At 64.7% G+C, this 12,518-nt stretch carries 13 protein-coding genes and 1 pseudogene; 7 read left to right on the top strand and 7 right to left on the bottom strand.

Annotated elements, in window-relative coordinates; genetic code table 11:
* The first annotated feature begins 4 nt into the window (after nt 1-4).
* From R9B84_RS09745 to R9B84_RS09765, 5 genes are all read left to right on the top strand, one after another.
* Nucleotides 5-1,042, top strand: coding sequence for a glycosyltransferase (locus tag R9B84_RS09745; RefSeq protein WP_423757816.1), 1,038 nt, complete (start codon nt 5-7; stop codon nt 1,040-1,042).
* Complete coding sequence (locus R9B84_RS09750; RefSeq protein WP_423757817.1) at nt 1,039-1,986, top strand: formyltransferase; 948 nt, start codon at nt 1,039-1,041, stop codon at nt 1,984-1,986. Before R9B84_RS09745 ends, R9B84_RS09750 begins: the two co-directional genes overlap by 4 nt.
* Nucleotides 1,983-3,038 (top strand): bifunctional UDP-4-keto-pentose/UDP-xylose synthase, encoded by a 1,056-nt coding sequence (locus tag R9B84_RS09755; RefSeq protein WP_053059942.1) that lies wholly within the window; start codon nt 1,983-1,985, stop codon nt 3,036-3,038. Before R9B84_RS09750 ends, R9B84_RS09755 begins: the two co-directional genes overlap by 4 nt.
* 13 nt (nt 3,039-3,051) lie before the next feature.
* The gene (locus R9B84_RS09760) at nt 3,052-3,948 is read left to right on the top strand and encodes a polysaccharide deacetylase family protein (RefSeq protein ID WP_423757818.1); all 897 of its coding nucleotides are present in this window, start codon (nt 3,052-3,054) and stop codon (nt 3,946-3,948) included.
* A gap of 105 nt (nt 3,949-4,053) precedes the next feature.
* Nucleotides 4,054-4,515, top strand: coding sequence for a peroxiredoxin (locus tag R9B84_RS09765; protein WP_006756046.1), 462 nt, complete (start codon nt 4,054-4,056; stop codon nt 4,513-4,515).
* Nucleotides 4,516-4,707: 192 nt separating this feature from the next.
* Here the strand turns inward: R9B84_RS09765 and R9B84_RS09770 are convergent.
* Nucleotides 4,708-4,952, bottom strand: a pseudogene (locus R9B84_RS09770) (hypothetical protein); the annotation flags it as partial.
* Here R9B84_RS09770 and R9B84_RS09775 point away from each other — a divergent pair.
* Nucleotides 4,848-6,650, top strand: a complete 1,803-nt coding sequence (locus R9B84_RS09775; protein WP_423757819.1) for a PhoH family protein — start codon at nt 4,848-4,850, stop codon at nt 6,648-6,650. The pseudogene R9B84_RS09770 and the gene R9B84_RS09775 overlap by 105 nt on opposite strands.
* Before the next feature lie 237 nt (nt 6,651-6,887).
* On the top strand, nt 6,888-7,973 hold the full coding sequence (locus tag R9B84_RS09780; protein WP_423757820.1) for an NlpC/P60 family protein: 1,086 nt from the start codon (nt 6,888-6,890) through the stop codon (nt 7,971-7,973).
* A gap of 143 nt (nt 7,974-8,116) precedes the next feature.
* Here the strand turns inward: R9B84_RS09780 and R9B84_RS09785 are convergent, their stop codons facing one another.
* The 6 genes from R9B84_RS09785 to priB all read right to left on the bottom strand — a co-directional run bounded on the left by R9B84_RS09785 (nt 8,117) and on the right by priB (nt 12,484).
* Entirely contained in the window at nt 8,117-9,127 is a 1,011-nt protein-coding gene (locus R9B84_RS09785; protein WP_047900879.1) for an inorganic phosphate transporter, read from the bottom strand.
* Nucleotides 9,128-9,137: 10 nt separating this feature from the next.
* Entirely contained in the window at nt 9,138-9,764 is a 627-nt protein-coding gene (locus R9B84_RS09790) for a DUF47 domain-containing protein (protein ID WP_423757821.1), read from the bottom strand.
* A gap of 138 nt (nt 9,765-9,902) precedes the next feature.
* Nucleotides 9,903-11,285, bottom strand: a complete 1,383-nt coding sequence (locus R9B84_RS09795; RefSeq protein ID WP_129512308.1) for a replicative DNA helicase — start codon at nt 11,283-11,285, stop codon at nt 9,903-9,905.
* Between the two features lie 139 nt (nt 11,286-11,424).
* Entirely contained in the window at nt 11,425-11,877 is a 453-nt protein-coding gene (gene rplI, locus R9B84_RS09800; RefSeq protein ID WP_021156519.1) for a 50S ribosomal protein L9, read from the bottom strand.
* A 27-nt stretch (nt 11,878-11,904) separates the two neighbouring features.
* A complete protein-coding gene (gene rpsR, locus R9B84_RS09805) occupies nt 11,905-12,180 on the bottom strand; it encodes a 30S ribosomal protein S18 (protein ID WP_047900883.1) in 276 nt (91 codons plus the stop codon).
* Nucleotides 12,181-12,184: 4 nt separating this feature from the next.
* Nucleotides 12,185-12,484 (bottom strand): primosomal replication protein N, encoded by a 300-nt coding sequence (gene priB, locus R9B84_RS09810; RefSeq protein ID WP_011657069.1) that lies wholly within the window; start codon nt 12,482-12,484, stop codon nt 12,185-12,187.
* Nucleotides 12,485-12,518 lie beyond the last annotated feature (34 nt).

Genomic DNA, 12,518 nt, shown 5'->3' on the forward strand with positions numbered 1-12,518 from the left:
GTACATGAGTCACCTTGAAGCACGCGCCGGGCATCCGGGCGCCGGGCACCTGGACGCCGGCCGGCCCGAAGTATCGATCATCATCCCCGTGTACAACGAGGAAGATGGCCTCGCCGCGCTGTTCGCGCGGCTGTATCCGGCACTCGACGCACTCGACACGTCATACGAAGTGATCCTGATCAACGACGGCAGCCGCGACCGCTCGGCCGCGATGCTCGCCGATCAGTTCCACGTGCGCCCCGACACGACGCGCGTCGTGCTGCTCAACGGCAACTACGGCCAGCATATGGCGATCCTCGCGGGCTTCGCGCAATCGCACGGCGAGATCGTCATCACGCTCGACGCCGACCTGCAGAACCCGCCCGAGGAAATCGGCAAGCTGATCGCGAAGATGCGCGAGGGCTACGACTACGTCGGCTCGATCCGCAAGCAGCGCCAGGACAGCCTGTGGCGACGCAAGGCGTCGCAGATGATGAACCGGCTGCGCGAGCGCATCACGCGCATCAAGATGACCGACCAGGGCTGCATGCTGCGCGCGTACAGCCGCCGCATCATCGACACGATCAACGTGTGCGGCGAAGTCAACACCTTCATCCCCGCGCTGGCCTATACGTTCGCGCAGAATCCGACCGAGATCGAGGTCGCGCACGAGGAGCGCTTCGCGGGCGAGTCGAAGTACTCGCTGTACAGCCTGATCCGGCTGAACTTCGACCTCGTGACGGGCTTCTCGGTCGTGCCGCTGCAGTGGCTGTCGTTCATCGGCGTGATCCTGTCGCTCGGCTCCGCCGCGCTGTTCGTGCTGCTGCTCGTGCGGCGCTTCATCGTCGGCGCGGAAGTGCAAGGCGTGTTCACGCTGTTCGCGATCACGTTCTTCCTGCTCGGCGTGATCATCTTCGCGCTCGGCCTGCTCGGCGAATACGTCGGCCGCATCTACCAGCAGGTGCGCGCACGGCCGCGCTACCTGATCCAGGCCGTGCTCGAGCAGCACGACGGCATGCCGGTGGTGCCGGCCGGCGCGAACCGCGCGGGAGCCGCGCAATGAAGCCGCGCGCGGTCGTCTTCGCGTATCACAACGTCGGCGTGCGGTGCCTGCAGGTGCTGCTCGCGCGCGGCGTCGACGTCGCGCTCGTCGTCACGCACGAGGACAACCCGAACGAGAACATCTGGTTCGGCAGCGTCGCGTCCGTTGCCGCCGAGCACGGCATTCCGGTCGTCACGCCGGCCGACCCCGTCGATCCGGCGCTGCGCCGCGCAGTGTCGGACGCGCAGCCCGATTTCATCTTCTCGTTCTACTACCGGCACATGCTGCCGGTGGACCTGCTCGCGATCGCGCCGCGCGGCGCGTACAACATGCACGGTTCGCTGCTGCCGAAATACCGGGGTCGGGTACCGACCAACTGGGCCGTGCTGAACGGCGAGACCGAAACCGGCGCGACGCTGCACGAGATGGCCGCGAAGCCCGACGCGGGCGCGATCATCGGCCAGACCGCGGTGCCGATCCTGCCGGACGACACGGCCACGCAGGTGTTCGACAAGGTCACGGTGGCCGCCGAGCAGACGCTCTGGCGCGTGCTGCCCGCGCTGCTCGCGGGCGAGGCGCCGCACCTGCCAAACGATCTCGCGACCGGCAGCTACTTCGGCGGGCGCAAGCCCGAAGACGGCCGCGTCGACTGGTCGAAGCCGGCCGCGCAGGTCTACAACCTGGTGCGCGCGGTCGCGCCCCCGTATCCGGGCGCGTTTACGGATGTCGACGGCACGCGTTTCGTGATCGCGCGCGCGCGCCTCGCGGCGCCCGGCAGCGCGGCAGCGGCGGCCGCGGCAGATTTGCCGCCCGGCCTGCACGTAAGCGATAATGCGCTATTCGGCGTCTGCGGCGACAGCCGCGCCCTATCCATTCTCGAGCTGTGGCAGCAGCGCGACGGCAGCGAAACCGTCGTGACGCCCGCGGAATTCGCGCAGTTCATTCATTCTTCCCGTCATTCATGAAAGCAAAAAAAGTCCTGATCCTGGGTGTGAACGGCTTCATCGGCCATCACCTGTCGAAGCGCATTCTTGAAACCACCGATTGGGAAGTGTTCGGCATGGACATGCAGACCGATCGGCTTGGCGACCTCGTCAACCACGAGCGGATGCATTTCTTCGAAGGCGACATCACGATCAACAAGGAGTGGGTCGAGTATCACGTGAAGAAGTGCGACGTGATCCTGCCGCTCGTCGCGATCGCGACGCCCGCCACCTACGTACAGCAACCGCTGCGCGTGTTCGAACTCGACTTCGAGGCGAACCTGCCGATCGTGCGTTCGGCCGTCAAGTACGGCAAGCACCTCGTGTTCCCGTCGACCTCCGAGGTCTACGGCATGTGCTCGGACGAGCAGTTCGACCCGGATGCATCGGCGCTCACCTACGGCCCGATCAACAAGCCGCGCTGGATCTACGCGTGCTCGAAGCAGCTGATGGACCGCGTGATCTGGGGCTACGGGATGGAAGGCCTGAACTTCACGCTGTTCCGTCCGTTCAACTGGATCGGCCCGGGCCTCGACTCGATCTACACGCCGAAGGAAGGCAGCTCGCGCGTCGTCACGCAGTTCCTCGGCCACATCGTGCGCGGCGAGAACATCAGCCTCGTCGACGGCGGCTCGCAGAAGCGCGCGTTCACCGACATCGGCGACGGCATCAGCGCGCTGATGAAGATCATCGACAACGCGAACGGCGTCGCGTCGGGCAAGATCTACAACATCGGGAATCCGAAGAACAACTTCTCGGTTCGCGAACTCGCGCACAAGATGCTCGAACTGGCGGCGGAATACCCCGAGTACGCCGATTCGGCCAAGCAGGTGAAGCTCGTCGAAACGACGTCCGGCGCCTACTACGGCAACGGCTACCAGGACGTGCAGAACCGCGTGCCGAAGATCGACAACACGATGCAGGAGCTCGGCTGGGCGCCGCAAGCGACGTTCGACGACGCGCTGCGCAACATCTTCGAAGCGTATCGCGGCCACGTCGCCGACGCGCGCGCGCTCGTCGAACAGCAAGGCTGATCGGGACGCTCGCTTGGCTCGCATCGTCCTCAAGATCGACGTCGACACGCTGCGCGGCACGCGCGAAGGCGTGCCGAACCTCGCGCGCATCTTCGACCGCTTCAATGCGCGCGCGACCTTCCTCTTCAGCCTCGGCCCCGATCACACGGGCTGGGCGCTGCGGCGCGTGTTCCGCCCCGGCTTCCTGAAGAAGGTGTCGCGCACGTCGGTGGTCGAACACTACGGCGTGAAGCAGCTGATGTACGGCGTGCTGCTGCCGGGCCCCGACATCGGCCGCCGTGCGATCTCCGACATGCGTGCGATCCACGAAGCCGGCTTCGAATGCGGGATCCATACGTGGGATCACGTGTACTGGCAGGATAACGTCCGCGCGCGCGATCGCGACTGGACCGCGCGTGAAATGCAGAAGAGCCACGCGCGCTTCATCGAGATCTTCGGCGCACCGCCCGTCACGCACGGCGCGGCCGGCTGGCAGATGAACGACTCCGCGTTCGAGCAGATCGACGCATGGGGGATGCGCTACGCGTCCGACGGGCGCGGCCATTCGCCGTACCTGCCGGTCGTTGGCGGCCGCACGCTGTCGCATGTGCAGATGCCGACGACGCTGCCCACGCTCGACGAAGTGCTCGGCATCGACGGCGTCGACACGCACAACGTCGCCGCGCACATCCTCAAGTTCACCGAAACCAATCCGCACGACCAGGTGTTCACGCTGCATGCGGAACTGGAAGGTCAGAAGCTCGCGCCCGTGTTCGAGCAACTGCTCGCCGGCTGGCGCGCGCAAGGCCACACGTTTGCGACGATGGGCGACTACCACGCGACGCTGGACCGCGACTCGCTGCCATCGTACCCTGTCACGTGGGGCGAAATCCTCGGCCGCTCCGGCGAACTGATCGTCCAGCCCGACTGAGTTCGCACGCGAGCCGGCGTCGCCCGCAGCGCCCTTGCTGCGCGCTGCCGCGACGCCGCACCGCGCCGCCGTCGCGGCGCCTTTCCATAACAACAGGAGAAACACGTGTCTGTCGAAGTTGACCGTCAAGTTCCCGATTTCACCGCGCCGGCCACGGGCGGCGACATTTCGCTGTCCGACCTGAAGGGCAAGAAGCTCGTGCTGTACTTCTATCCGAAGGACAATACGCCAGGCTGCACGACCGAAGGGCTGCAGTTCCGCGATCTCTATCCGAAGTTCAAGAAAGCCGGTGCGGAAGTCATCGGCGTGTCGCGCGACAGCCTGCGCTCGCATGACAATTTCAAGGCAAAGCTCGAACTGCCGTTCCCGCTGATCTCCGATGCCGACGAAGCGCTGTGCGCGCTGTTCGATGTCATCAAGATGAAGAAAATGTATGGCAAGGAAGTGCGCGGAATCGAGCGCTCGACGTTCCTCATCGACGCTGACGGTGTGCTCCGTCAGGCATGGCGCGGCATCAAGGTGCCAGGTCATGTGGACGACGTGCTAAGTGCTGTACAAGCGCTTTGAGGCGCGTTATATTGGCCCGCAATGAATGCCAGTTCGCCCCATATTTCTCGTAGCTGCGCCCGTGCTCGATGCGACGCTTCCCGGCACCTGACGCGCATCACAACGGTATCAGCCGAGCCGCATGTCCCTGTCGACGGGGCAGCGGCTTTTTTTATGGATTGCGCGCCGGCCCTCGGTCCGGCCCTCACCCCGTCAAGGAGCTGATCGACACTTAGGCGAACCGGCTAGACGAACTTCCTGTGCGCCACCGCGCGCAAACTGCATGCGTCTACGTCACGCAGGATGCGATCAGCGGCGCACGCCATGCGACACGATTCCTCCCGAGGGACACCATGCCTTTGCCTACTCCCCCCAGCAAGCTCGGCAGCCTGCTGCCGCCCGACGAATACAAGGCGAAAGCGCGGCCCGCGAAAGCCGCGAAGAAATCCGCCGAAGGGGACGCATCCACAGCCGGTGATTATGGTCCGGCGAGCGTGGCCCAACCGATGATCGAAGCCGCGAACACGGCCGCGCCGCTGCGCGCCGTCGCGTCTTCGGCGCAAGAAACCGCGAGCGCACCCGCACGCGGCCGCAAGACCAAACAGACGGCCGCACTGTTGCAGCCGATGCCGGCACCCGCCGCACCCGCGGCGCCGGTCGTCGCGCGCAACGACAAGCCGGCCGCCGACAAACCGGCCGCGGCTCCCGCGCGCGATGCCGGCGCGGCGACGAAGTCGCGCAGCCGCAAGCCCGCCGAAGCCGAACTGCAGAAACTGTTCGTGCTCGACACCAACGTGCTGATGCACGATCCAAGCAGCCTCTTCCGCTTCGAGGAACACGACGTCTATCTGCCGATGATGACGCTCGAGGAACTCGACAACCACAAGAAGGGGATGTCCGAAGTCGCGCGCAACGCACGCCAGGTCAGCCGCACGCTCGACGCGCTCGTCGCCGATGGCGGCCCGATCTCGGCCGGCATCCCGCTGTCGCGCCTCGGCAGCCGCGAGGCGCTCGGCCGCCTGTACTTCCAGACGAAGCTCGCCGACATCGCGCCCGTCGAAGGCTTGCCCGAAGGCAAGGCCGACAACCAGATCCTCGGCGTCGTGCGCGCGCTGCAGCGCGACCGGCCCGACCGCCAGGTCGTGCTGGTGTCGAAAGACATCAACATGCGGATCAAGGCGCACGCGCTCGGCCTGCCTGCGGAAGACTACTTCAACGACCAGGTGCTCGAGGACTCGGATCTCCTCTACAACGGCGTGCGCGAACTGCCGCAGGATTTCTGGACCAAGCACGCGAAGGGCATGGAGAGCTGGCAGGACACGAAGACGGGCACCACGTACTACCGCGTGACGGGCCCGCTCGTCGCGTCGATGCTCGTCAACGAGTTCGTCTATCTCGAGCCGCAGAACGGCGAGCCGACGTTCCACGCGATCGTCCGCGAACTGAACGGCAAGACGGCGCTGCTGCAGACGCTGCGCGACTACAGCCACCACAAGAACAACGTGTGGGGCATCACCGCGCGCAACCGCGAGCAGAACTTCGCGCTGAACCTGCTGATGAACCCCGAGATCGACTTCGTCACGCTGCTCGGCCAGGCCGGCACCGGCAAGACGCTGGTCGCGCTCGCGGCCGGCCTCGCGCAGGTGCTCGACGACAAGCGCTACAACGAGATCATCGTGACGCGCGCGACCGTGCCCGTCGGCGAGGACATCGGTTTCCTGCCCGGTACCGAGGAAGAGAAGATGCAGCCGTGGATGGGCGCATTCGACGACAACCTCGAAGTGCTGCAGAAGACCGACGACGCTGCCGGCGAATGGGGCCGTGCCGCGACGCAGGAACTGATCCGTTCGCGCCTGAAGGTGAAGAGCATGAACTTCATGCGCGGCCGCACGTTCGTCGACAAGTACCTGATCATCGACGAGGCGCAGAACCTCACGCCGAAGCAGATGAAGACGCTCGTCACGCGCGCGGGCCCCGGCACGAAGATCGTGTGCCTCGGCAACATCGCGCAGATCGACACGCCTTACCTGACCGAAGGCAGCTCGGGCCTGACCTACGTCGTCGACCGCTTCAAGGGCTGGGGCCACAGCGGCCACGTGACGCTCGCGCGCGGCGAACGCTCGCGGCTCGCCGACTACGCGTCGGACATCCTGTAACGCGGCAGGCCGGCCCGCCGGCCGGCTTTCGACGCATCGCGGCGCTCCGTTTCCGGAGCGCCGTTTTTATTTGGGGTCGAAAACGCAGGTAACGCATCGTCACGCAACAGCCCCACTTACGCGCGAAACTTCAAGTAAATTCTCAGGAATGGTTGCTTAAGCCCCGCCGGAGCGTCTACCATCGGGTCTGTCTGTTGTCATACGATTCGCGAGCGCGCCGCGCTCGCCCGCCTTGCCATGCTTCGAATCTGGGTTCCCGTCACCGTCGTTTCGCTGCTTGCGGCCTGCTCCAGCGTGCCGCCGCAGTCGGCATCGCGCGACCCGGGAATGAAGATCACGACGCCGCGCGCATTCCCCGCTCCCGCCAATTTCCCGAAATTCGTCGATCACAGCGTCGGCCAGGAAGAAATCTCGATCCAGGCGATGAGCCTCGTCGGCGTTCCGTATCGCTGGGGCGGCAACACGCCGACGAGCGGTTTCGACTGCAGCGGGCTCGTGCGCTACGTGATCGGCCGCGCGGCCGACGTCAATCTTCCGCGCACGACCGCCGACATGAGCGGCCGCGGCGTGTCGATCGAGCCCGACCAGGTCGCACCGGGCGACCTGATCTTCTTCAATACGACCGGACGGCCGCATTCGCACGTCGGCATCTACGTCGGCAAGCTGCGCTTCGTCAACGCACCGTCGACAGGCGGCACCGTGCGGCTCGACTATCTGACGAACCCGTACTGGGCCAAGCGTTTCGACGGCATTCGCCGCGTCGCGCCGCCGCGCGCGACGCCGACGCCGTTCGATGCGCCGACCTACGAAGCGAAGCGCGACGAGCCGCGCAACCCGCCGGTGGTTGCGCCCGCCCCTGTCATGACTGCCGCCGCGCCGCGGCAGCCTGCCTATGCTTCGTCGCAAGCCGGAGCGTCGCAGTCGCCCGCTCCGGTCATGCCGGCCGCGCAGGCCGTGACAACCACGGCAGTGGCGCCCGCGGCCGCGTCCGCCGATCCGTACGAACCGCCGCCGCGCGTATCGGCAGTCCGGCAACAGGCAACGTCGGCGAGTGGCGATGGCGGCCTGACCGCGATGACGGCGAATGCAGCGCCGGCCGGCCCGGCAGAAGTCGGCACGCAGATTCCGACGACGGCACTGACGGCTGCCCAGGCGGCCGCATTCGATGCGGAACCACTGCCCGCAGCGGCCGCGACGTCGCCGCGCAACACCGAGCCCGCGGCCGTGCAGGTGCTGCGTGCGTCGACGCAATCCGCGCCCGTCAGCCCGCGCACCGGCACCGCAGACGATCCGATTGCCCGGTTCGCGAACGGAAGTTACTAGCCCGTTGCTCACACCCCGACGGTAACCTCGGCGGCATCCGCCGCAGCCTCGCCGCTCGTTGCACACTTCCTCGCCTCCAAAGAAAATGCGCCGCAGCCTTTCGGCTTGCGGCGCATGTCATGTCGATCCGGCAGCGTTGGCGATCAGAAGATCCGGTGTCCGAGCCACCATCCGCCGGCCGCGATCAGCGCAGATGCCGGAATCGTCAGCACCCACGCCCACACGATGTTGCCGGCAACGCCCCAGCGCACGGCCGACAGCTTCTGCGTCGCGCCGACGCCGACGATCGCGCCGGTGATCGTATGCGTGGTCGAGACGGGGATGCCGAGGAACGACGCGATGAACAGCGTGATCGCCCCACCGCTTTCGGCACAGAAACCGCCGACCGGCTTGAGCTTCGTGATCTTCTGGCCCATCGTGCGCACGATGCGCCAGCCGCCGAACAGCGTGCCGAGGCCCATCGACAGGTAGCACGCGCCGATCACCCACGCGGGCGGCGCATCGGACGTCGCCGACGCATAGCCCGACGCGATCAGCAGCATCCAGATGATGCCGATCGTCTTCTGCGCGTCGTTGCCGCCGTGGCCGAGGCTGTACAGGCCGGCCGACAGCAGCTGGAGCCGCCTGAACCGCCGGTCGACCTTGCTGGGCGCGGTACGGAAATACAGCCACGACACGCCGAGCATGAACAGCGAACCGAGGATGAAGCCGAGCAGCGGCGAAATGAAGATGAACGCGACGGTCTTCATCAGCCCGTCGATGTTCAGCGAGCTCCAGCCCGATTTCGCGAGTGCCGAGCCGACGAGGCCGCCGATCAGCGCGTGCGACGAGCTCGACGGGATCCCGTAGTACCAGGTGATCACGTTCCAGCCGATCGCACCGACCAGCGCGCCGAACACGACATAGTGGTCGACGATCTCGGGATCGATCGTGCCTCTACCGACGGTCTGCGCGACTTTCAGGTGGAAGATGAAATACGCGATGACGTTGAACGCCGCCGCGAACACCACGGCCTGCTGGGGTTTCAGCACCCCGGTGGACACGACGGTGGCGATCGAGTTCGCCGCGTCGTGGAAGCCGTTCATGAAGTCGAATACGAGCGCGACGAGCACCAGCGTCGCGACCATCCATAGGGCGAGTTGTATCGAATGCATCGTGGTCCGCTCAGGCGTTTTCCAGCACGATGCCTTCGATGATGTTCGCGACGTCCTCGCACTTGTCGGTGATCTCTTCGAGCAGCTCGTAGATCGCCTTCAGCTTGATGAGCGTCTTCACGTCGTCTTCTTCGCGGAACAGCTTCGACATCGCGGCGCGCAGCACGCGATCGGCCTCCGACTCCCAGCGGTCGATCTCCTCGCACTGCTTGAGAATCTGCGCCGACTGCTTCATGTCCGACAGCAGCGCGACCGCCTGCTGCACGTGCTGGGCCGATTGCGTGACGATGTGCGCGAGCTGGCTCGCCTCGGACGTGACGGACTGCACGTCGTACAGCGACACGGCCGTCGCGACGTCTTCCATCAGGTCGAGGATGTCGTCCATCGTCGTGATCAGCTTGTGGATCTCGTCGCGATCGAGCGGTGTGATGAAAGTCTTGTGCAGCAGATCGATCGCCTCGTGCGTGAGCTTGTCGGCGGCCTTCTCGGCGGTTTGCACGTTTTGCTTGTGAATCTCGGCGTCGGCGAGATTGTCGATCAGCAGTTCGAGCTCGCGGCCACCGGAAACGATGTACTTCGCGTGCGCATTGAAGAGTTCAAAGAACTTGCCCTCGGTGGGCATGAATCGACCGAACATGGGATTCCTGAGAGATTGTCAAACTACTGTCACGAAAACGGGCGACATTGTACCGTTTCCGGTCGTGACTCGGCGCGCACATATGCGCGCGCCGGGATTGAATACAACGTTTGGCGAAATAAGGGTTTACTTCCGGCGTTACTCGCCGAGGAAGTTCTGCGCCCCGGCGAAATTATCGAACTTCGTGTATTGCCCCAGGAACGTGAGTCGAACGGGTCCGATCGGACCGTTACGCTGCTTGCCGATGATGATCTCGGCCGTCCCTTTGTCCGGGCTGTCGGGATTGTAAACTTCGTCGCGATAGATGAACAGGATCACGTCCGCATCCTGTTCGATTGCACCGGATTCACGCAGATCCGACATCACCGGACGCTTGTTCGGGCGCTGCTCGAGGCCACGGTTCAACTGCGACAGCGCGATCACCGGCACGTCGAGTTCCTTCGCGAGACTCTTCAGCGAACGTGAAATTTCCGAGATTTCGGTCGCACGGTTCTCGCCCTGCGACGAGCCCGACATCAGCTGCAGGTAGTCGACGATGATGAGGCCGAGCTTGCCGCATTGCCGCGCGAGACGCCGCGCGCGCGAGCGCAATTCCATCGGGTTCAGGCCGCCCGTCTCGTCGATGAAGAGTTGCGCCTCGCTCATCTTCTGCACCGCATGGGTCAGCTTCGGCCAGTCCTCGTCGGTCAGGCGACCCGTCCGCATCCGGTGCTGATCGAGCCGGCCGATCGAGCCGAGCATACGCATCACGAGCTGGGTACCCGGCATTTCCATCGAGAACACCGCGACGGGCAGCCCGTACTCGACCGCGACATATTCGCCAATGTTCATCGACAGCGCGGTCTTGCCCATCGACGGACGCCCCGCGACGATGATCAGTTCACCACCGTGCATCCCGGAGGTCATCCGGTCGAGGTCGACGAAGCCCGTCGGCGTGCCCGTGACATCGCTCGGGTTCGCGGTGTGGTACAGCGTGTCGATGCGCTCGACGACCTGCGTGAGCAGCGGGCCGACCTCGAGGAAGCCCTGGTTGCCGCGCGCGCCCTCTTCGGCGATCGAGAACACCTTCGATTCGGCTTCGTCGAGCAGCTGACGGACTTCCTTGCCCTGCGGATTGAACGCGTCGGCCGAGATTTCGTCGGCAACCGACACGAGCCGGCGCAGCACCGCTCGGTCGCGCACGATTTCCGCATAACGGCGGATGTTCGCCGCGCTCGGCGTGTTCTGCGCGAGTGCATTCAGGTACGCGAGCCCGCCGACGTCGTCGGCCTTGCCGGACGTGACCATTGCTTCGTACACGGTCACGACGTCGGCCGGGCGCGTCGACGCGATCAGCCGGCCGATGTGCTCGTAGATGATCCGGTGGTCGTAGCGGTAGAAATCGCCCTGCGACAGGAAGTCGGCGATCCGGTCCCATGCCGCGTTGTCGAGCAACAGGCCGCCGAGCACCGACTGTTCGGCTTCGACCGAATGCGGCGGGACTTTCAGCGATTCGATTTGGGGATCTTGCGGCGCGTTCATGGGTTGGGATTATCGCGAATTACACAGGTCGGCGCCATACCGGCCGCCAGTGATGCGGCAATAAAAAAGGCAGGCCCCGGTTGCCCGGGCGCCTGCCCTTGTCCGGACAGCGGAAGCCGCCCGGAAAGATTGCGTACGCTTACGCGTGGTCGCCGATCACGTTGATCGTGACGTCGACGACGACGTCCGTGTGCAGCGCGACCTGGACGTTGTGCTCGCCGATCATCTTCAGCGGGCCTTCCGGCATGCGAACTTGCAGCTTCTCGACTTCGAAACCTGCCTTCTTCAGCAGTTCCGCGACGTCGCCGTTCGTGACCGAGCCGAACAGACGGCCGTCAACGCCCGACTTCTGCGTGATTTCGAACGACTGGCCGTTCAGCTTCTCGCCGACTGCCTGCGATGCTGCCAGCTTTTCAGCGGCGATCTTTTCGAGTTCCGCGCGGCGGACTTCGAATTCAGCGATCGCTTCCTTCGTTGCACGGCGAGCCTTGCGGTTCGGGATCAGGAAGTTGCGAGCGTAACCGTCCTTGACCTTGACGATGTCGCCGAGGTTGCCCAGATTGGCGACTTTTTCCAACAGAATGATTTGCATTCGAATTCTCCTTATGGCGTCGCCGAGTTACGCCTTGTGCTGATCGGTGTACGGCATCAGCGCGAGGAAACGCGCACGCTTGATTGCCGTGTCGAGCTGACGCTGATAGTGCGCCTTCGTACCCGTCAGACGAGCCGGCGTGATCTTGCCGTTTTCGCCGATGAAGTCCTTCAGCGTTTCCGTGTCCTTGTAGTCGATCTGCTCGACGCCTGCGGCCGTGAAACGGCAGAACTTCTTGCGCTTGAAGAGCGGGTTTTGTTGCTGACGACGCTTGTCGAATTTCTTACCAGTCGGGCGGGGCATGATTTCAGTCCTTTCCAATGTCCTGCAATGCTGTGATGTGAAACACCAAGGTTCTCGCGTTGCGGCTTTTCTTTGCCAGGAAGCCCGTGAACAGCGTTTCGACGCCCATTTCACGGCTTTCCAGCCTGCCGCTCGCCTCACCGGCCGCCACCGCCTCGATCGTCATTTCGACCTGACGGGGAATGCCTGCTTCGACGACTTCCGTGCGGTGATGCAATGTGGCGCTTGCGATCGGAACACCTGCCGGCGTATATCGCACCGGTGCGCGTTCGACGACGCTCGCCGTCAATTGCAACCTGTTCACGTGAGTGACGCGCTCCTTGATGGCTTAATGAATG

The sequence above is a fragment of the Burkholderia sp. NLJ2 genome (assembly GCF_049487195.1).
In the GTDB taxonomy this organism is placed as follows: Bacteria; Pseudomonadota; Gammaproteobacteria; order Burkholderiales; family Burkholderiaceae; genus Burkholderia; species Burkholderia pyrrocinia.